Source organism: Nostoc sp. PCC 7107 (assembly GCF_000316625.1).
Taxonomy (GTDB): domain Bacteria; phylum Cyanobacteriota; class Cyanobacteriia; order Cyanobacteriales; family Nostocaceae; genus Nostoc_B.
Genome location: NC_019676.1, coordinates 3,350,717 through 3,371,737, shown reverse-complemented (window position 1 = coordinate 3,371,737; position 21,021 = coordinate 3,350,717). Strand labels below are relative to the sequence as shown.

Below are 21,021 nucleotides of genomic sequence, written 5' to 3'. Positions count from 1 at the left end.
ATTGGTTTATTATTCACGATTGTTGACCTGCTTGATCTGGAATTGTGAAGTAGAAGTTCGAGCCTTGACCCGGTTCTGACTCAACCCAGATACGTCCGCCGTGGCGTTCTATGATTTTCTTACAAATTGCTAAACCAATACCAGTACCTGGATACTTACTTCTACCATGCAAACGCTGAAAAATAACAAAAATCCGTTCAGTGTACTGTGGTTCTAAGCCAATTCCATTATCTTTTACACAGAATAGCCATTCATTTTGAGTGCTGAGTGCTGTTAGCGGTAGCGGGGCGTTCAGCCCGTGCTGAGTGCTGTAAAGCCCTGCGGGCATGGCTGCGCTTAGAGCGGTAGCGGGGCGTTTAGCCCGTGCTGAGTTTTGAGTGCTGAGTTTTGAGTGTTGAGTAGTATATTCTCTCTTGCTTGCTTGCTCTCCTACTTCATCTGCTCTGACAGCCTCAATATGAATCTGTGGTGGTATTTCTCTGCGGAATTTGATGGCGTTACCGATGAGGTTTTGCAAGACTTGTGTTAATTGTATCGGATCGGCTGTGATGACTGGTAGATGATTATATGTAATTTCTGCGCCACTATCTTCTATAGCAAATTTTAGGTTAGCGATCGCCTGCTGTAAAATTTCTGCACAATCAACTTGCACAAATGGTTGTCCGCGAGTTGTCACCCGTGAATAATTTAACAAATCGTTAATTAGGTTTTGCATCCGCCGCGCTCCATCTACGGCATAGTTGATAAACTGATCCGCAGTAGAGTCTAGTTGGTTGCTGTATTTCCTCTCTAGTAGTTGTAAATAACTCGTCACCATCCGCAAAGGTTCTTGCAAATCATGGGAAGCTACATAAGCAAACTGTTCTAACTCGGAATTGGAACGTGCTAACTCTTGAACATGGCGGGTTTCTTGTTCTAAAAGTTGCGCTTGGGATAAAGCTATACCAATTTGATTAGCTAACTGGAGTAATAATTGGGTTTCAAAGTTTGTCCAGTGGCGGGGGTGAGCGCATTGATGAGCAATCAATAAGCCCCAAATCCCATCTCGAATTAGAATTGGGACTACGAGGTTCGCCTTGACACCAAACTGTTGGAGAAATTCTCGATGACAGTCTTGGATATCAGCTTTTTCAATATCGAAAATTGCACTGATGCGTCCTTGACGATACTTTTCTACGTAGTCTGCTTGAACACAAGGGTCAAGAATGTTTTTTCCTAAAACCACAGGCCAACCCGGTAAAACGGCTTCTTTTAATACTGTGCCTGAACCATCAGGCCAAAGCTGAAAAATCAATACTCGGTCAGCGTGCAGCAATTTTTGAACTTCTTGAACTGTCGTTTGCAGAATTTCTTCTAATTGTAACGATTCTCGAATTTTTAGAGTAATTTCAGCGAATAACTGCGATCGCAAATTCTGCCGTTTGAGTTCTTCTTCTGCTTGCTTGCGGTCAGTCACATCTAAGGTGACACCAGTCATCCGCATTGGCTGATTCTCACTATCGTAGATGACAGTACCCCGCGCTAATATCCAATGAATAGTGTTATCAGTCCAAATACAGCGATATTCTGCTTCATAATCGCTGTGATTTTTGATTGCTTGTCTGACACACTCCTGCATATCAGTGCGATCGTCAGGATGAATACATTCCAATAGCGTATTATAGGTGAACTCAGTTTCTGAAGGCAGACCAAAGTTGACATAGCACTGACTAGAAGCTGATAATTCCCATGTTTTGAGGTTAAGTTGCCAAGAACCTAGTTTAGCCGCCTGCAAAGCTAACTTCAGCCGTTGGTCACTTTCCCGTAAAAACGCCTCAGTTTGCTGCCTTTCGGCTAAATTCCGCCTCAGTTCTAACTGACTAATTACCTGACGACCTAAAGCCAACAGCGCCTCTATTTGTTGTTGGTTTAGTTCCCGTGGTGCTGGGTCAATTGCACAAAGAGTTCCTAATATCTGTCCCTCTGGAGAAATCAAAGGTACACCTGCATAAAACCGGATGTATGGATAGCCGGTTACTGCGGGATTGACAGCATATTCTTCGTTTTCTAATGTATCCTTGACAACTACTATATCCTGGCGTTCTAAGCAAAGATAAGATAATCCCACATTCCGAGGCATTTCTGGCACATCTATACCAAGTTTGGCTTTAAACCATTGACGGTCTTCATCAATGAAATTTACCAAAGCGATAGAAGTACCACAAATAAAAGCTGCTAATTGGGCAAGATTGTTGTACGGTTGCTCTGGTTCAGTATCTAAAATATGATATCGGCGCAAAGCTTCTAGCCTCGCCTGTTCGTGATTATAAGATTCAGCTTGCATTAATTTTTGGGAAAAACTCAAAAAAGGTTTGATTAAAAGTCGGGAAAGATGTGATTTTTAATTAATATTCTTTTACTTTACTGAAAAATTTAACTAACTCTGACTTTTCAGAGGAGTTGGTGAGATTTTTGGGTTGTAAAAAGGAAAGCGATCGCCCGATACTTTAAGATTGGGGATAGTTCTAGTGTAAACAAAATAGATGAGAGAGTAGAAAATGGGCAATAGGAAGTAGCGAAGAAAAACCCTACGCCCTATACCCCTATACCCCCACTAAAGCCACTTCTCGCAATTTAGCGCTCAATTCACACAAATTACCTGTATTAATTCGATAACTTAAAGGATGTCCAATCAACCGCGCTGTACTGTGATACAAAGTTTCAAGCTCGATTAAACCATTTTCCCGCAGAGTCCGCCCAGTAGATACCAAATCGACAATTGCTTCTGACATTCCTGTAATTGGGCCAAGTTCCACCGAACCGGACAAGGGGACTATTTCTACAGGTAAATCTAGACTTTGAAAATATTCCCTAGCACAATTCACATACTTAGAAGCAATTCGACAATGTGGCGGGAAATCTAAAGGTGATTTGTAAGGACTTGATGCTTTAATTGCCACCGACATGCGACAATAGCCAAACTGCAAATCAACTAAATGTGCAACTTGTGGCTGTTTCTCTCGCAACACATCATAACCAACAATACCCAACTGTGCCTGACCATATTCTACATAGACAGGTACATCCTGGGCGCGTACCAACAAACCCTTAGCTTGTCCACTAGCATCAAGAATCTGAAGTTGGCGATTTCCAGAATCTAAAAAAGCACTAAAATCTAATCCCACAGATTGTAATAGGCGGATGCTATTTTTCAGTAGTTCCCCTTTCGGTAGTGCAACAGTCAACATTCTTTTTCTTGATATCCTTAGTGTGTTGGCATTTCATTTATTATTGAGAATATCTCGATTGCTTACCATAAGCAGCATGAGAATTTTATTAGTTGACGACGAAGCAGAATTAACTGACCCCTTAAGTCGCGTGTTAACTCGTGAAGGTTACACCGTAGATGCGGCATACAATGGGACAAATGGTGGTCAATTGGCAACAGCCAGTAATTATGACTTACTAATTTTAGATTGGATGTTACCAGGAAAAACCGGATTGGAGATTTGCCAAGAAGTGCGGCGACAAGGCAAAAATACCCCTGTGCTGTTTCTCACTGCTAAAGATACTTTAGACGATCGCGTGCAAGGTTTAGACGCTGGTGCAGATGATTATTTAGTCAAACCCTTTGAATTACGGGAATTATTAGCACGAGTTAGGGCTTTATTGCGGCGTAGTGGTTTGCAAACCTATGAAACTACTTCCGGGAGGCTAGTTGTTGCTGATTTAGAACTTGATTGTGATAACCAAGTCGCTTATCGTCAAGGACGCATTATTGAACTATCACAAAAAGAAAGCCAACTGCTGCAATACTTCATGGAACATACAGGACAGTTGCTAACTCATGCCCAAATAATGGAACATCTCTGGCAGAATGAAGAACAACCAAGTAGTAATGTCATAGCTGCATTAATTCGCCTATTGCGCCGAAAAATTGAAGTAGGGAAAGAAACGACTTTAATTCACACAGTTTACGGAAAAGGTTATCGCTTCGGCACTGCTTTTGTAGAAACTATATGATTCCAACTCATAAAAACTCTCCTTTTCCTTTGCGTTTACCTCAGCGTTACTCAGCGTTGAACTAAAATCTGATGGAGTTGAGTTTGCAGTTTCTCTCGAAAATTTTGCGCCTGTTGATAAGTAATTGCACGGTCTTTACTCGAATTGATCTGCTGTTCTAAAGGCTGGATAAAATATTGTAAGCGAGTTTTCATCGCCCAAATTCCCATTGAGGGAAACAAAAGCAAAATCAGCATTAACGGAGATATGGGTAAGAATGGTAATTTAATTATGCGTTGTAATTTTTTACTATTAATAGCCCAAGGATGTAAAAACTCGCTACCGATGCAAAGTACTGGCAAAATCGGGATATGATAGCGATCGCTCAATTGTATAAAGCTGATATCAAATTTTTGCAATTGATAGCGTTTGTGCCAACCTTTACCCGGCCCGCGGATACCTTCAGCTGCATATAGTAAAATTTTACCTTGAGCGATCGCCGTCTCAAAATCACCAATCTCTGCCCGCACTCCACCTAAAACCTGCGACCATTGCGAAGGTAGCCACCAAATTATCCAAGGATGTTCAAATAACGATACGCTGGCCAATGGTTGCACTACCCATTGGCGTGTTTCACTTAATAAATAACCCAAAGTCAGGAAATCCCAAGGAAAACACATCCCTGCATGATTCATAGCGACAATCATCGGCCCTGTTGACGGTAAGTTATTAATTTGTTGCAGTTCTCCCCGAAAATAATATTTAACGATGGGGGCTAAAATTTCTTGGCGAAAAGCTTGTTGATAGTTGGGATTAAATTCACCGACTTCTTTTCTTGGTGAACGACAACCTAAGCGCAACCATCGCATCAACAGGGCTAAATAAAACCCACAAGGTAGCAAAAATAATATATATTCCCACCAGTTCCAACCATCGGGATCGTTGTGATAATGTTGCCAGTGACGGTTAAACAAAACTAACCATCCTGGCGGATACCAAAGGCAAAACCAATCAAACCAGCTAAATTGATAACCTTTGTTTGAGGCTGTTGCTAGCGACTGGTTGATGATACTGTCAGAATGTTGATGAATCACAACGGTTATGTGGATTAGACAGTATATATCTTAAGTTTTGAGATTTAGTATAGACATCCTGCTGTAGATGTAAAATTATTTACATTTAGTAAGATTTTTTTATGAGTAGTGTTTCTTGATAGATAAGAGCGATCGCCCCATACATAAGTCCACTAAATCAAGAGTATGTCAATGGTAGAATAGTATGAGTACGCACTTAAATTTCCGCTGTAAATGAATAAAGCATTGGATGAAACCCTTTCGCTGGAAATTGCTAAACGCATCAAAAGTAAAAAAGATAAAATTTTTGATAATGCTTATAAAGCAGTATTATCCACACAGGGAGCAATTTATGTTCAAGGTTTTTTAGTTTATGCTGGTAAACCCTATCGCCCTGTGGAACACGGTTGGATTGAGTTAAAAGATACCTCTGGGGAAGACTCTATCACGCGCATCATTGATCCTAACTTACCCCACATCCGCAAAAATAACCAAGAACTTTGGTATTTCTCAGCACAAACTTTAACCGCCAAACAACTAAAAGCTATCATCGAAGAATCAAAAGAAGATTATCCCGAAGATGACCCCCTCCCAATTTACGGCACAACACCTTATGAATACTATGGTGATGTGATGTTGGGTGGTAAAGAATATTTAGTTGCTTATCAAGCCGCAGAAGCTAAATGCAAAGAGTTAAAAGAACTCAATTAACAGTTACCATTAACTAATAAGACTTACCATCGCTACCAAAATATTCTCGATAGCCACAAATTTTATCGTCGCACACATCAAAAGAAACTGCAACACGATTTTTATAAGGTTGTCCTAATAACAGCCCTTCATCACGAAACTCAAAGACAACCGTTGTCTCATTACTAGTAACACGGTCTAGAGACGTTAACGTAATTCCCGAACCAAAAGATTCCGAAACATATTGCAAAAACTCTTGCGCGCGTTTTTTCCCCTCATTTAACCCGTGAAACTTTCCCATTGGAAACCAAAAGGTGAAGTCTTCTGTCAGCATATCGAGAAATGCTTGCCAGTCTCCCGTAGCTAAACCAGATGTAAAATGCTCAAATGCTTGCTGGGCAACTTTTAAAGTATTTGCAGAGTCTTGTGTCATCATTCTCGATTAGATTTATTAACTAACTTAGTCAGACAAATATTAATTGGGGGAGCGATCGCGGCTTTAGTTATACTTACAGATAACTCTTGGGCTTCTCTTGGGCTGTCGCAACTGCTTGATTAGCAGTAGTTTTAGCCTTCGCCGCACAGAAATTAAAAACTAAGTTTGAGCGTGCCTGTATTCGTTCTTAGGTCAGTTTTTTGGATATCATATCACTGTACGCTTTTAGCTTCATACTGAATGTTAATTACAAAAAATTATTACGATATTCACTTTTCTCTTGAATGAATATCTCTTAATTGATGATTAACAAATTAACATTTGATTACACCAGAATCAAATGTTAATTTTTTCAGTAACGTTTTTTATTAATTAAAGTTACTATTGAGTAGGCAAAAATGATATCAAAATTAGCAATAGTTACAGGTGGTACTCGTGGTATTGGTTGGGGAATATCACAGCAGTTAGCTAAAGATGGCTATAACCTTATCCTTGGCTTTAATTCCAATGAAGAGGCAGCATTGATTGCCAAGAGTAATCTAGAATCGACCTATGGAAAAAAAGTTTATCTGATTAAAGGCGATGTAGCAGAAGCATCGACTATTGAAAAAATCTTTAAATGTGTTGAAGATAATTTTCAAGGTAAACTCACAGCATTTATTCATAATGCAGGCTTGTATGTTGGGCTAACAACATCCCATGAATCTCATCAAGCTATTGCAGCAGCTAATGATCACACTCAACTATTAGGAACTGGCAAATGGACTAATTTTGAAAAGTACGATTACTATCAGAGTGTTTATCCTAAATGCTTTATTAGATGTGTAGAAAAAGCTATCAATTACATGGAAGATGGAAATGGCTATATAGTAGCAATATCTTCTCCTGGGTGTAATACTAATCAAACTCCCAAATTGAACTATGTTATGCCAGGCCAAGCTAAAGCAGTTGTGGAATTTTTAGCCAGATACTATGCCAAAACACTTGGCCCACGGCGAATTACAGTAAATGTCGTTATTCCCGGTTATTTTAAGACCGAAGCCTGGAACTTTGCCACAGTAAATAGTGGTGGAATAGATAGTGAAGCTGTAAAACAAAGGATTGAAAGTACACCTATGCAGCGTTGGGCTTTTCCCGAAGAAATAGGTGGAGTAGTAGCTTTTTTATGCTCTCCTAAAGCTGCATTTATTACTGGGGTAGCTTTGCCAGTAGATGGTGGATTTCACCTAGCTTAAACTTATATTTAGTAATACATTGTGTAGATAAAAATTATAATGCTTTGTCCCATTCTAATTGATGAGCCAAACCATACTTGATAAAATCTTCCTGGTTAGCTTTATCACTTTTACCAAACACACCTAAGCTGTAAGGATTATCTTGCATACGTTCTGTTACTTGCTCTTGTTCAAATCCTATTACTTCCTCTCTAGGTTTCTCTGGTTTAAAAAAGTCTACAACCAAAACAGTTCTATCGTAACTAGTATAATTGTGGGGACAGTGTGGATAGCTGTGATCTAAAATTAGGAATTTTCCTTCGTGCCAATAAAGTTGTTCATGGCAAATTTTCATAGCAATATCACCCTCTGGCACAATTAATCCTAAATATCCGCGATTTGTGTGTGGGTTATAGTTGACATGGAGCTTAATATCTAAGCCAGGATGAAATGTGCCGAAATAAACATTTCTGAGAATATCTTCATTGCCAAAGTTTACTTTATCTATAGCACCAGCTAGATTTGTAAAATATTTCTTTCTTAGGGCAAGTGCTTTTGCTGAGGCTTCATCTGTTCCATAATCTGAATATTGTATTTGATGTAATTGAATATATTCTTCAATAAATAACCCTTGGAATAAAATGCCAAATGCACTATATTTTGAATCACCTTTAGTTTTAATAGTTTTACTTTTAGGGCCTAAAACATCGTAAGCAAATTTTAACTCTTCAGGCGATACTTGCTGAATAAAGCTAGTAAACTCATCTCTAATTACTTCCCATTCATCTTGAAGACCTTTGAGAAAAGGAAATTGTTTTGGGTCAAGATGATACTCATTAAAAGTTTCCATTGTTTCTATCCTCAAGATGATTGAATAAAAAACTGTTACATAATAATGGGTTTTAGCTGAGGTTCCGGTACTATGTTGAAATTCCTGGTTTAACCAGAACTTAAGCTTACATACTCATTTTAGTGTGGGGTCTACTGTGTCTGAACCTCCTTTACTAGATAAAATTATCAAAAATGTGCGAGTTGTTCGTCCTCATGCTGATGTTGTCGAGCTACTCGATATAGGCATTAAAAACGGTAAATTTGCGGAAATTGCTCCTCATATTAGCGTAAACCAAGCCTTAGAAGTATTTGATGCCAAAAACTTACTAGGCTTTCCTGGGGTAGTGGATGCTCATACGCACATCGGGATTTATCAACCCCTCGATAAAGATGCAGTGACGGAAAGTAAAGCCGCCGCAATGGGGGGAGTAACTACAACTCTCAATTACATTCGTACAGGACAATATTATCTAAATAAAGGTGGTTCCTACCGCGATTTTTTTCCCGAAGTATTGGCGTTATCCGCAGGGAATTTTTTTGTTGATTATAGCTATCACGTTGCACCAATAGCTAGTCAACATATCGACGAAATACCTCTATTGTTTGAAGAACATGGCGTATCTTCGTTTAAAATTTTCATGTTTTATGGTGGCTATGGTTTGCATGGTTTATCAGACCAGCAAAATTTGTTTTTGATGATTAATAAAGAAGAACGCTATGACTTTGCTCATTTTGAATTTATCATGCGCGGGATAACTCGCTTGATGAAACAATATCCAGCAGCGCGAGATTCTATTAGTTTGAGTTTGCATTGTGAAGTTGCCGAAATTCTCAATGCTTATACCAAAATAGTAGAAAATGATTCTAGCTTGAGTGGACTAAAAGCTTACAGTGCAGCGCGTCCACCGCATTCAGAAGGGTTAGCCATTTGCATTGCATCTTATTTGGCAAATGAAACTAACTGTGCAAATATCAATTTGTTGCATTTAAGTTCGCGCAAAGCAATGGAAGCAGCGTTGACGATGCAAACTGCTTTTCCACATATCAATTTTCGGCGAGAAGTGACTGTAGGACATTTATTATTAGATGTTGATACCCCTAATGGTACTTGGGCAAAAGTCAACCCGCCAATTCGTCCCCGCGCTGATGTGGAATATTTATGGCAAGCGGTACTCAATCATCAAATAGATTGGATAGTGAGTGATCATGCTTGCTGTTCTGCTGAACAAAAACGCAGTACAAAAGACCCGAATAATATTTGGTTAGCAAAGTCTGGGTTTGGCGGTACAGAATATTTACTTTCGGGTGTATTGAGTGAAGGTAGCAAGCGGGGAATGTCTTATAACCAGATGGCTAAGTTACTATCTTGGAACCCATCGCGGCGCTTTGGGTTGTTAGCAAAAGGAGATATTGCAGTTGGCTTTGATGCTGATTTGGTGTTAGTAGACCCTAATGAAAGCTTTGTGGTGCGTGCGGCTGAGTCAGAGTCACAGCAAGGTTACACACCTTTTGAGGGAATGGAGTTAACAGGACGGGTGAAAAGTACGTTTTTAAGAGGAAATTTAATTTATAACAATGGACAAGTTTTAGGTGAACCTAGTGGGTGTTATTTGAAAAGACGTTAGGGTGCAAATCACAGAAATCTTGTTACTTCAAATCTTTATTCATGAATATGTGCAGACGAAAATATTGTTCCAAGTTGGGACACATCTCTGTCAACTCTAACAAACCCAAAATATCCATCAACAGTTATATGTCTAGGAATATTATTATAGCTGGGACAATAGCCCAAGTGATCCTTGGCAAATTGGTAATTGCCTATATTACAGTATCCAGCTAAAGCGAATGCCTCTTCGTTATATGATTGAATCATTCCATAGTGACTGTCATAATGTGGCAAAATAGCAAGGAGCCAAGTTCCACCCCCATTGTTATGTTTCCTTAAAAACTTCTTTTTAGCGACTTCAAACTGAACTGTCTGTGTTTGACTCCACGGTAATAATTTACTATCCAATGCAGGAATAAATTCACTAATTCTGGCATCTGGATGACTGGTTTCTGCATATTGGTATTTGAGTGGAACAGGGCCATTTTCCATCCAAAGTATTTCTACTTCCTCTTCACCTAAAACTTTCCAAGACTCTACTTGCACACCTGCGGGAATAAAGCAATAAGAATGTTTATCTAATCGCCATTCACCAATTTGAATGTCACCAGCAAGAATAAAAATTTCCAAGTCAGCTGTAAATATACCTGGTGGTGCTTCAAATTGAGGGGGTAGCACTACTCTTGAAGTGGATGCACCACAGTCATGCCATGTTAATAATCTTCGTTTTCCTGGTAGTAAGTTGTCTGGCATTCCACTGATTCGCCATCCTTGTTCTTCTGGCAGAGCATTTGTATTAAAAAATTGGTACTTACGAGGTAAGTACTCTTTTGATATAGCAGTTCGCCTTCCCGATAAGTTCAAGCGTCCTCTACCATCTCCACCCCAGTCTTCTTTGACACACTCTACATTTAAAAAATCATTAATTTTATCGTTTTTTACAAGATTAATACTTTTCTTGTCTTCATCCATGACAGTAAACTACCCTGTTTATATGTATTTAACTATGCAGTAAATTTTATTTACATCAACTTAGTTCTCATCTAAAAATTCAATTACCACGTTTGATATTTCTTCAGGCATCTGATTCATCATACATATAGTTCCCCCTTCAATATCAATCATCTTGGCATGAGAAATTGCTGTTAAAATAAACTCTCTATTATCTGCGTTAGCAAAACCTAGTCTTTCTAATTGTTTTACGTCCTCTGTACCAGACAATATTAAAGTTGGAGACTTAATTAAACGAAATCTTGCTTCCATTCGTTGGCTGTAGTCGATAACAGCCAAAGGTGCATACCAAGGATAAGCAAAACATTTTAAATCATCTAAAACCCAACGGTGATTTAACTCAGCAGAACCTATATAATTTACTCTAGCTAACCATCTTTCAATCAGATGAGAACCATCAGATTTTATCTTAAGATTTGCAAATTTCTCTGATAAAGCGGCTTTCCCGTCTTCACTAAAATTATCTATATTGCATAATATAATTGTTTTAACACGCTCAGAATAAGCTGCTGCTACTTCTGCTGCTATAAAAGCTCCTGTATGATTTCCAAGAATACTTGCGGTTTTTATTCCTAATTCGTCTAACAGTAAAACAACAGTTCTTGCGTAATCTTCAATTGAATACATTCTTGGCGGCTTATCGGAATCTCCTAACCCTAATAAATCCATAGCAATTACTAATCTCTTCTGAGCAAAGATTGGTATTAACTCGCGGAATTCATCACTACTTCTAAAATTTTGATGTAGCAAGAGCAAAGGTTCTCCTTCGCCAGCAATACAATAGAGGATTTGTCCGTCCTCAGTGTCTAAAAAAGCTCGCTTGATTGGTTGATTCATAGTACCCTATCTATTGATTATTTATACAACAAGTCTGAGTTTAACTTCCCCCGCTAAATCTGCTAATGCTACTTTTATTTGTTCGCCTGATTGTAAATCTTTGAGTGATGATTTCTGGGCAGCGGCTTCATCAGCACCAATAATTACACAAAATCTAATTCCTTGTTTATCTGCGGCTTGGAATTGTTTACCTAATGGGCGTTTTTCAAAGTTTGTAATTACATTAATTCCGGCTTGACGCAACTGTTGGGAGACTTTTAAATAAGTCGGCATCAAATCTTCCTGCATATTTACTACTACTACTTGCGCTGGCGTTGCAGGTAGAGTATTTAAAATGCCTGCTTTGAGTAATCTGCTAATTAAGCGAGTTAAGCCAATAGAAATGCCTACACCCGGCATTTTCTCACCGATGAACATCCCAACTAGTTCTTCATATCTGCCGCCAGAACAAATACTGCCTAAAGCTTCATGGCCGATGAGGGTAGTTTCGTAGACTGTGCCTGTATAGTAATTTAAACCACGGGCGATCGCTAAATCAATACAAAACCGTTTATCGGCAACTCCTAAGTTACGCACCCCGGTAATTACTGTTTCTAATTCAGTCACACCTAAACTAAATTGTTCTGCGTCTGGTAAGTTTTGTGACAGGTGTTTGAGTTTATCTAATATTTCATCAGTACTGCCATTGATGTTAATAAATTCAATAATTTTTTCTGTCTGTTCTGGCGAAATCTCTTCTTTTTCTAATTCTTGTTTAACTTTGGTTTCACCAATTTTTTCTAAGTTATCAATAATACTAATACAAGTTTTAATTTGAGTTTCGACAATACCCAGTGACTGAAAGAAACCTGTCAAAACTTTGCGGTTGTTGATGCGAATTAAAAAGTCACCGATGTTAATTGCCTCAAATATTTCAGTGATAATGGCTGGCATTTGCGCGTCATATAATAAGCTGAGTTCTCGCCGTGCAATTACATCAATATCACACTGCCGAAATTGCCGGAAACGCCCATCTTTTGCTCGTTCTCCCCGAAACACTACATCCATTTGATAACGAGCAAAGGGAAAATTTAATTCATTTAAGTGACGAGCAATATACGCTGCTAAAGGAACAGTTTGGTCAAATTTTAAAGCGCGTGCTTCTGAACCTGTTTCGCCTGCTTTATCTCTTTCTGCCTGGCGATTTGGTGGCAGAATAGGGTCAATACCATAAATAATATTGTCGCCTTGATTACCTTTGGCTTGTAATACTTCTAACCTTTCAACTGCGGGTGTTTCAATAGGGGTAAATCCGTAACTTTCGTAAACTCTTCGGATAGTATCTAGCAAATATAATTCTAAGCGTTTTTCACTAGGTAAAAATTCCGGGAAACCGCTAGGAGTAGAAAAGTTAATTTTGTCAGTCTTGGCCATATCCGTAAGTTATATAATTTATATATATTGAACTATCTATTATGTCATAAAGTAGTGCGTTAACATATATCTTGCACCTAGCTCCGACGAATAGAATTCGCGGCTATAAAAACTTAGTCCGCCTACGCGGACTAAGGAAAAATTAAGGGTTATGAACCCACGTAGGTGGGTTTTGTATGTTTAGCCACGACTTCAGTCGCTTGGCGCGATTTTTGAATTTTTAGATGACTATCTAACTCTTTTTTCTTGAATGAGAGTACGTTGGTAAATTTGATGATTTTTAAACCAATGCCATGTGCGGGCGCGATGATTATTATCGGGACTGATTTGAATCATTTCATATAAGTATGCTACTGGAACCGTCTTATAAGAAAACCACAAAATCACAGTGGAATCATCTATTTCCCAAGCTTTGCCTTCGATGCGTTCTGTATCAAAGTAGAGAGTTTTATCACGATATGTTCCGGGAAATTTATGTTCTTCTTGTTTACCGTCAACCCACTTATAGCGATTGATTTGGTAATAAGAATAAGGACTATCATCGGGGAACTGACAGCTTAAATGCGATTCATGTTTATCTAAAATTTTGCCTTCTGTATCTACGAGTGTATAAGTTCCTACCCAATCGCCTTCATGACGTGCCAGTACAGGCATTTCTTCACGTATGTTAGACATGATGCAACTCCTATAAGTAGTCGGCTTTATCGTTAAGATTAAGATAGGAACTGAATATTAGCCAGCTATTGTTCTATCATTTTAAAGAATCGAGTGAAGTAATCAGGAAAGGTTTTGGCTGTACAACCTGGGTCTTTAATGACAATTCCGGGAACTTTCAAGCCGGTGACAGCAAATGCCATTGCCATGCGATGATCGTGATAAGTTTCAATGGCGGCTGGTGTGATGGGACTGGGTTCAATCCTTAACCCATCAGTGAATTCTTCAACTTTGACTCCTAAGCGACGTAATTCTGTGACAACGGCGCGAATACGTTCCGTTTCTTTATAGCGGATATGTTCGACATTACGAATGGTAACAGGTGAACTGGCAAAAGGAGCGATCGCACCTAATGTTTGTACCAGGTCAGATATATCATTCATGTCAATATCGATACCCTGTAACTGTTCTGGCCCCGTCACTTCAATATAGTCATCAGCTTCACGTACTTGACAACCCATCTGTTCTAAAACATTCAGCCAGAGAATATCACCTTGATATGATTGCTTGGTTAAATACTTCACCCGCACTCGTCCACCAGTGACAGCAGCGGCGGCAAAAAAGTACGACGCATTTGACGCATCTGGTTCTATGGTGTAATGTCGCGGCTGATAACGCTGTCCCGCTTTGATGTGAAATTGATTGTCACCGATTTGATTCACCTCTACGCCAAAATCTGCCATGAGGCGACAAGTCATTTTTACGTAAGATTGGGAAACTAATGTGCCTTCAATCTCAATAATTGTGTCTTTTTGAGCATAAGGCGCAATCATCAACAAAGCTGAAAGTTGCTGACTAGTTTGATTGGCTTTGATGCGAATATGTCCACCAGTAAATTGCTGACTGTAGATAGTGTAGGGCATATAACCAGCGTTACCCTCAAAGTTAACGGTGGTTCCGCCTGCTTGGAACACTGTCAACATATCGCCCATTGGTCTTTCCCGCATTCTGGGTACGCCATCTAAGCGATATTCACCCTTACCGAGTACCACCAAAGCTGAGATAAACCGTGCGGCTGTACCTGCTAAACCCACAAATAAATCCGCCTGGGTTGCGGGAATTTCACCGCCTTTGCCTGACACCTGCATCTGGGCTAGTTCAGGATTTAAAGTGATGGGAATGCCCAAATTTTCGACACATTTGGCAAAATATTCACTGTCTTCGCTAAACAAGGCATTTTCTAAAATTGTGTCGCCTTGCGCCAAAGCAGCAATAAGTAATGCCCGATTGGTAATACTTTTAGAACCAGGAATCTCTACCGTGGCATCCACTGGGCGATTGAGAGTAGGGATAGCAATGGTATCCACGTTATACCTCTTAGATGGTCAGCTACACCTTAAATATTACGTGAGTTCGGGGGATTAAGAAATATGGGGAGTTTACTTCGACTGCGTTTAATAAACGATAGCCCAAATTCAATAAACGACTGTCCAAATTTAATAAACGACAGCCTGAATTCAATAAACGACAGCCCAAATTCGATAAACAACAGCCCGAATTCGATAAACAACAGCCCAAATTCAATAAACGACAGCCCAAATTCGATAAACAACAGTCCGAATTTCACTAATAGCAATTTTTTATAAAGCTGTTTCACGCAGAGGCGCAGAGAGAATGAGGAGTTTTAGATTTTGAGTATATAAAATTTCATCCCCTGATTCAACAACACCAAAAAATATGGTGCGTTGTCGCAAAAGACAACGCACCACAGGCATTTAATTATTTACAGGACTTACGCACAGGCTACGGAAAATCGAACCACAGAGACGCAGAGGTCACGGAGAAATGAGAGTTTGAGAGGTGTTTTGCGTAAGTCTTAATTTAATTCAACACAGATTGCATGAGTGGTTTATCAGGTGATACATTACCTGAGCGTAACCATTCTGTCAGGTCTTCGGGGGCTTTGGCTTGCGTGAGGCGATCGCGCAAATCTTTACCTTCGAGAATTTCTCTGTGCAGTAGTTCTTGGGCAGTTTCTTCTAACAAGTCGCGGTTTTGTTGCAAAATGGTTAAAGCGATGTGGTGAGCATTATCGACGATTTGCTTCACTTCGTTGTCAATTTCTTGGGCTACTTGAGGACTAATAGCACGGCGGGCGTTACCGTAACCATCAAGAAACTGCTGTTGGGTTTTTTCAAAGGCGACTGGACCTAATTTATCGCTCATACCGTATAAGGTAACGTAGCGTTCGGCTAAATCGGTGGCTTTTTGGATATCGTCACTTGCGCCTGTGGAAACTTTGCCAAACACAACTTCTTCGGCGGAACGTCCACCTAATAAGGTAGCAATGCGACCACGGATTTCGTCTTCAATCATTAAGAAGCGGTCTTCTTCGGGCATTTGAATTGTATAACCCAAAGCCCCAACACCACGGGGAACAACGGAGATTTTTTCAACTTTACCAGCACCTGGCATCAATGCACCGATGATGGCGTGACCAACTTCGTGATAAGCGACGGTCTTTTTCTCGGTTTCGTTGAGTACACGAGAGCGTTTTTCTAAACCTGCAATTAAACGTTCAATCGCTTCATTGAAATCTGCCATGATTACGGCTGGGCGATTGTTTCGTGCTGCTAACAAAGCGGCTTCGTTGACAAGGTTGGCTAAGTCTGCACCAGCAAAACCAGGGGTTCTAATGGCGATGGTGGCGAGATTAACATCATCCGCCAATTTGACGCTACGTGCATGAACTTTGAGAATTGCTTCTCGACCAATTTTATCAGGGCGATCGACCACAACTTGACGATCAAAGCGACCAGGACGGCGTAAGGCGGGGTCAAGTACTTCTGGACGGTTAGTAGCGGCGATGATAATTACTCCGGTGTTGGCATCAAAACCATCCATTTCGGTAAGTAATTGGTTGAGGGTTTGTTCGCGTTCATCGTTACCACCGACAAATCCACCCGCACCACCGCGAGATTTACCCAGCGCGTCTAATTCATCGATGAAGACAATACAAGGTGCTTGCTGTTTGGCTTGTTCAAACAAGTCACGGACACGCGCCGCACCCACACCAACAAATAGTTCAATAAATTCTGAACCAGAGATGCTGAAGAAAGGAACGCCAGCTTCCCCAGCGATCGCTTTTGCTAGTAATGTTTTACCTGTACCTGGAGGGCCGACTAACAATACACCTTTAGGAATTTTTGCGCCTAAGTTGGTGTATTTGGTCGCATTTTTGAGGAAATCTACAATTTCTTCGAGTTCGGCTTTAGCTTCATCCACCCCAGCCACATCGGGGAATTTTACCCCAGTGCTACCTTCAGAATAAATCCGGGCTTTACTTTTACCAACTGTGAGTGCTGCTGGGCCACCACCTTGGCGATTCATTAAAAAGCCCCAAACTCCAAAGAAAATTAACGGTGGTGCAACCCAACTGAGGAGTGTACCAATCCAAGCATTTTGGTCTGGTAATGGTGCTGCAAACTCAACATTATTCTCACGCAGAATCTTCGGTAAATCTAAATCGAGGGCGACTGGTGTAGTTGCAAATACCTGTGCGGTAGTTTTGTCATCGGGGATTTGCCCTTTAAGAGTATATTCAATGCGATCGCCTCCTATAACGGCGCGGTCTACTTTACCCTGTTGTACTTGAGCAACAAAATCACTATAAGGCACTTGTGGTAATCGAGGGCCAAAGAAACTAGGAACTATAAAATTAAGCAGTAATAACAGAGTCAACAAAATTAGTAAGCTACCTCCAAACTGCTTGATGCGCGGCGGTTTGATGGAATTTTTGTTATTTTTTTCTACAGGCATTTTGATGTATCCTCGATTTAGATTTGTCATTAGTCATGGGTCATTTGTCCTTTGTGTTGACCAATGACATAAAATCCCCCATTCTAAATTGCTGAAAAGCTTACTACATGGGTTACTTTATTTCAGACTTCAGACTTTAGCCTTGATGTGTATTTATATGAATATTGTAGAGAGTCTTCCATTGAGCCTATATTCGGGTATACCCTACAGGAAAAGGTGAATTGCCGTACTGCTATGGAAAATCAACTCAGTTTTATTGTCAAACTACTTGTACTCTCAGCTTTGATATCGCTGTTAATTAAATATGTACTGCCCAGCGTGGCACTGCCGGCAACAGCAACAAACGCCTTAATTTTAGTTTTGTTACCTAGTATGATTATGGCGATCGCTTTATTCTGGCGATTTCAAACCCAGAAACAAACTTAACTTAAATCATCTGGGCGTTATCGCTAAAATCAGCTAACCTAACTGCATTACCAGACGCATCACACCAACCGCCGGGAGTCAGCCTGTGAACCTTGGTCAATGGATTGGCTTAATCGCCATAGTTATCTCTCTTTATATATTGTGGCAAATCAAAGAAGTATTATTACTCATGTTTGCCGCAGTGGTGTTAGCCACTACCTTAAATCGGTTAGCCAAACGCTTCCAAAACTTGGGAATGAAACGGGGATTTGCTGTACTCCTTTCAGTTGCTCTCTTTTTTGCTGCGGTGGTAAGTTTTTTCTTGTTGATAGTACCGCCCTTTGCCCAGCAGTTTCATGAATTAACTTACCGGGTTCCCCAAGGTTTAGAACGCTTTAATAGTTGGCTGGATGAAATGAAAACTAGAGTTCCCAGCCAGTTAGTTCCCTACATACCCGACCTCAACAGTCTGATTCAGCAAGCACAGCCTTTTATTAATCGCGTTTTGGGGAGTTCCTTTGCATTTGTTTCTAGTTCTCTAGAAGTCGTCCTGAAAGTTTTGTTGGTGCTGGTGTGGACAGGAATGCTGTTAGCTGACCCTATAGCCTACCGCAAAGTTTTTATTCGTGTATTTCCCTCGTTTTATCGCCGTCGGGTAGATGGCATTTTAAATAAATGCGAAGTCTCATTAGGCGGATGGGTCACAGGTGCGTTAATTGCAATGGGTGTTGTGGGATTGATGAGTGTGATTGGCTTATCAATTTTGGGAGTAAAAGCCGCCTTAGCTTTAGCTGTGTTGGCAGGATTTTTAAACTTAATACCCAATCTTGGCCCAACACTAAGTTTAGTTCCCGCAATGGCGATCGCTTTATTAGATGCGCCTTGGAAATCTGTTGCGGTCTTGATTCTTTACTTTATTATTCAACAAGCCGAAAGTAATTTCATCACACCTTATGTCATGGCGCAACAAGTTTCTTTGTTACCCGCCGTCACTTTAATTTCGCAACTATTTTTTGTAACTTTCTTTGGCTTTTTAGGCTTATTTTTAGCTTTACCTTTAACAGTTGTTGCCAAAATTTGGGTACAAGAAGTTTTAATCAAAGATGTATTAGATGAATGGGGAAATGCTCATTCTCAAGAAACTGAAGTGGTGATAGTTTGTCATCCTCCTGGTAATAATGATGATATGCCAGCAGAAAACTCCGCTACTTCCCTTGAAGATACTTTGCCAAAAGAAGATTAATCTGAATTGATGCAAAAGAAACTAGAGACTAGTTTCATATATAGCAGGAGACAGTTAAAAGAATAGTAAGTTGAGTGTAGTTATCGCTACACCAACCTACAGCAGTCTGAGTTTTGACTGAATTAGTATTCATAGATTTTGCTCTATGTATGTAATTTGATTGTATAAATCAGAACAAAACATAATATCTTTTCTGATTTACTCTCCAAAAAAGTACGTATTATAACTGAGGATTTACCGTTTTTTTACGGTTAATGTGTATTCAAGTGTGTAGGCATAACTAAGTATCAGTGAAGTACAAGCCTAACAACTAGATGAGTATTCAGATTGTACTTATGCGGTGCATTCAACACTTATGAGTCTGCATTGAGAGATAGCGATCGCTATCTCAATTTCTTAATGCAGTACATCAAAATTACACTTAGATCAAAATTTATCTATGCCAATTGAAACTGTAAACATTACTACCACTACTTTATCGTTAGACTATTATCTCATCGCTTTTGACGCTAACGGGAATGAACGTCTTGACTCTGGTGGTTTCATGAGCGAAAAGTTAGTAGATATACTAGCTACTCAACCAATTACAGATGTCTTTTTTATTAGCCACGGATGGATGGGTGACATTCCCGCAGCGAAAGAACAATACACCAAATGGATAACAGCTATGGGAAGTAGGGCTGCTGATATCCAAAAAATCAAAGAATTACGCCAGTCACAAAACCAAGAATTTCGCCCCTTGTTAATTGGGTTGCATTGGCCAAGTAAACCTTGGGGGAATGAAGACTTAAATGCTAAACCCGCATCTTACGACACATCAGGGTCAGAGTTAAATAATTTAATTGACCAATATGCTCAAGATGTGGCTGATACGGAAGCAGCGCGTGACGCACTGAGAACAATTTTTGCAGCTTCCATAGAATATGCCTATCCGCCAGAAACATTACCGCCCCAAGTGAACCAAGCTTATGAGGTGTTAATCAAAGAAGCTGCTTTAAATAGTGATGAAGAAGATGGCGCATCGTTGAACTTAGACCCGGAAAATATTTATCAATCTCTCATAGCAGAGGAAGCAGAAACCGAAGAAATTAGTTTTGGAATTGGTGATGCTGCTGACAATAAAATTCTGGATGTATTAGGATATCTCTCCTATTGGAAGATGAAAGCGCGGGCGCGTGACATAGGTAGTAATAGTGGCTTTAAGTTATTAACTCAACTGCAAAAAGCCGCAGCTAAAACAACCCGATTTCATTTAGTGGGTCATAGTTTTGGATGTATTGTGGTTTCTTCGATTGTGAATGGAAACAACAATAATCAGTTAGTCCGCCCAGTCGATTCTTTAGTATTGATTCAAGGTGCTTTATCACTTTGGTCTTACTGTCCTGATATTCCCCGCCGCAAAAATTTATCTGGTTGTTTTACTTCCATCCTCAAAGACCGCAAAGTCACAGGCCCAATTGTTACTACTCGGTCTATTCACGATAGTTCTGTCACCAAACTGTATCCAGCAGCCAGCGTACTAGGTAGGTTCCAAGGTCAAGATATTAACTTTGCTGAGACTAACTCAGAATTTCCTGAGTATGGCAGTATTGGGACTTTTGGCATTCAAGGTATTAACGAAGCTACAAGCCTGAAAATGTACCCCTGTGACAAGGCATACAATTTCCAAGCAGGTAAAGTTTACAACTTGGAAAGCAGTGATTTCATCCGTAACTTCAAAGACGGTAAAGATGACGACGCACACAACAGCATTGACAAGCCGGAAGTAGCTCATGCAGTTTGGGCGGCAGCTTTTGGTAATTAATTCA

Annotated in this window: 18 protein-coding genes; 7 read left to right on the top strand and 11 right to left on the bottom strand. The window is 39.9% G+C overall.

The window, feature by feature from the left end:
- Positions 1-13 precede the first annotated feature (13 nt).
- Together NOS7107_RS14360 and hisG are read right to left on the bottom strand one after the other, a co-directional pair.
- On the bottom strand, positions 14-2,323 hold the full coding sequence (locus NOS7107_RS14360) for a GAF domain-containing protein (RefSeq protein ID WP_015113701.1): 2,310 nt from the start codon (positions 2,321-2,323) through the stop codon (positions 14-16).
- Positions 2,324-2,582: 259 nt separating this feature from the next.
- Complete coding sequence (gene hisG, locus NOS7107_RS14355) at positions 2,583-3,227, bottom strand: ATP phosphoribosyltransferase (RefSeq protein ID WP_015113700.1); 645 nt, start codon at positions 3,225-3,227, stop codon at positions 2,583-2,585.
- Positions 3,228-3,303: 76 nt separating this feature from the next.
- On the opposite strand from hisG, the gene rppA reads away from it, so the two are divergent.
- The gene (gene rppA / locus NOS7107_RS14350; RefSeq protein ID WP_015113699.1) at positions 3,304-4,002 is read left to right on the top strand and encodes a two-component system response regulator RppA; all 699 of its coding nucleotides are present in this window, start codon (positions 3,304-3,306) and stop codon (positions 4,000-4,002) included.
- A gap of 50 nt (positions 4,003-4,052) precedes the next feature.
- Here rppA and NOS7107_RS14345 read toward each other — a convergent pair whose 3' ends face one another.
- Positions 4,053-5,075 carry a 1-acyl-sn-glycerol-3-phosphate acyltransferase gene (locus NOS7107_RS14345; protein ID WP_015113698.1) on the bottom strand — a complete coding sequence of 341 codons (1,023 nt, stop codon included), beginning with the start codon at positions 5,073-5,075 and terminating at the stop codon, positions 4,053-4,055.
- Positions 5,076-5,288: 213 nt separating this feature from the next.
- On the opposite strand from NOS7107_RS14345, the gene NOS7107_RS14340 reads away from it, so the two are divergent.
- The gene (locus NOS7107_RS14340; protein ID WP_015113697.1) at positions 5,289-5,765 is read left to right on the top strand and encodes a hypothetical protein; all 477 of its coding nucleotides are present in this window, start codon (positions 5,289-5,291) and stop codon (positions 5,763-5,765) included.
- Positions 5,766-5,778: 13 nt separating this feature from the next.
- On the opposite strand, the gene NOS7107_RS14335 is transcribed toward NOS7107_RS14340, so the two are convergent.
- Entirely contained in the window at positions 5,779-6,177 is a 399-nt protein-coding gene (locus NOS7107_RS14335; RefSeq protein WP_015113696.1) for a nuclear transport factor 2 family protein, read from the bottom strand.
- Between the two features lie 401 nt (positions 6,178-6,578).
- Here NOS7107_RS14335 and NOS7107_RS14330 point away from each other — a divergent pair, with 401 nt between their 5' ends.
- Positions 6,579-7,415, top strand: a complete 837-nt coding sequence (locus tag NOS7107_RS14330; protein ID WP_015113695.1) for an SDR family NAD(P)-dependent oxidoreductase — start codon at positions 6,579-6,581, stop codon at positions 7,413-7,415.
- Positions 7,416-7,449: 34 nt separating this feature from the next.
- Here the strand turns inward: NOS7107_RS14330 and NOS7107_RS14325 are convergent, their stop codons facing one another.
- Positions 7,450-8,244 carry an aspartyl/asparaginyl beta-hydroxylase domain-containing protein gene (locus NOS7107_RS14325; RefSeq protein ID WP_015113694.1) on the bottom strand — a complete coding sequence of 265 codons (795 nt, stop codon included), beginning with the start codon at positions 8,242-8,244 and terminating at the stop codon, positions 7,450-7,452.
- Positions 8,245-8,380: 136 nt separating this feature from the next.
- On the opposite strand from NOS7107_RS14325, the gene NOS7107_RS14320 reads away from it, so the two are divergent.
- Positions 8,381-9,850 (top strand): amidohydrolase family protein, encoded by a 1,470-nt coding sequence (locus tag NOS7107_RS14320; RefSeq protein WP_015113693.1) that lies wholly within the window; start codon positions 8,381-8,383, stop codon positions 9,848-9,850.
- Between the two features lie 35 nt (positions 9,851-9,885).
- On the opposite strand, the gene NOS7107_RS14315 is transcribed toward NOS7107_RS14320, so the two are convergent.
- From NOS7107_RS14315 to ftsH, 6 genes are all read right to left on the bottom strand, one after another.
- The gene (locus NOS7107_RS14315) at positions 9,886-10,803 is read right to left on the bottom strand and encodes a DUF4437 domain-containing protein (RefSeq protein ID WP_015113692.1); all 918 of its coding nucleotides are present in this window, start codon (positions 10,801-10,803) and stop codon (positions 9,886-9,888) included.
- 60 nt (positions 10,804-10,863) lie between these two features.
- Positions 10,864-11,679, bottom strand: coding sequence for an alpha/beta fold hydrolase (locus tag NOS7107_RS14310; RefSeq protein WP_015113691.1), 816 nt, complete (start codon positions 11,677-11,679; stop codon positions 10,864-10,866).
- Between the two features lie 21 nt (positions 11,680-11,700).
- Positions 11,701-13,092 (bottom strand): histidine--tRNA ligase, encoded by a 1,392-nt coding sequence (hisS, locus tag NOS7107_RS14305; protein WP_015113690.1) that lies wholly within the window; start codon positions 13,090-13,092, stop codon positions 11,701-11,703.
- A gap of 228 nt (positions 13,093-13,320) precedes the next feature.
- Positions 13,321-13,767: a DUF3598 family protein gene (locus NOS7107_RS14300; protein WP_015113689.1), complete on the bottom strand. Its 447-nt coding sequence runs from the start codon at positions 13,765-13,767 to the stop codon at positions 13,321-13,323.
- 65 nt (positions 13,768-13,832) lie between these two features.
- The gene (gene aroA / locus NOS7107_RS14295) at positions 13,833-15,113 is read right to left on the bottom strand and encodes a 3-phosphoshikimate 1-carboxyvinyltransferase (RefSeq protein WP_015113688.1); all 1,281 of its coding nucleotides are present in this window, start codon (positions 15,111-15,113) and stop codon (positions 13,833-13,835) included.
- Between the two features lie 514 nt (positions 15,114-15,627).
- Positions 15,628-17,565: an ATP-dependent zinc metalloprotease FtsH gene (ftsH, locus tag NOS7107_RS14290; RefSeq protein ID WP_015113687.1), complete on the bottom strand. Its 1,938-nt coding sequence runs from the start codon at positions 17,563-17,565 to the stop codon at positions 15,628-15,630.
- Between the two features lie 234 nt (positions 17,566-17,799).
- Between ftsH and NOS7107_RS14285 the strand changes: the two genes are divergently transcribed.
- The 3 genes from NOS7107_RS14285 (at position 17,800) to NOS7107_RS14275 (ending at position 21,017) form a co-directional block, all read left to right on the top strand.
- The gene (locus NOS7107_RS14285; RefSeq protein ID WP_015113686.1) at positions 17,800-17,991 is read left to right on the top strand and encodes a hypothetical protein; all 192 of its coding nucleotides are present in this window, start codon (positions 17,800-17,802) and stop codon (positions 17,989-17,991) included.
- Between the two features lie 85 nt (positions 17,992-18,076).
- Positions 18,077-19,213 carry an AI-2E family transporter gene (locus NOS7107_RS14280; RefSeq protein ID WP_015113685.1) on the top strand — a complete coding sequence of 379 codons (1,137 nt, stop codon included), beginning with the start codon at positions 18,077-18,079 and terminating at the stop codon, positions 19,211-19,213.
- A 439-nt stretch (positions 19,214-19,652) separates the two neighbouring features.
- Positions 19,653-21,017, top strand: a complete 1,365-nt coding sequence (locus NOS7107_RS14275; RefSeq protein WP_015113684.1) for a hypothetical protein — start codon at positions 19,653-19,655, stop codon at positions 21,015-21,017.
- The last annotated feature ends 4 nt before the right edge of the window (positions 21,018-21,021 follow it).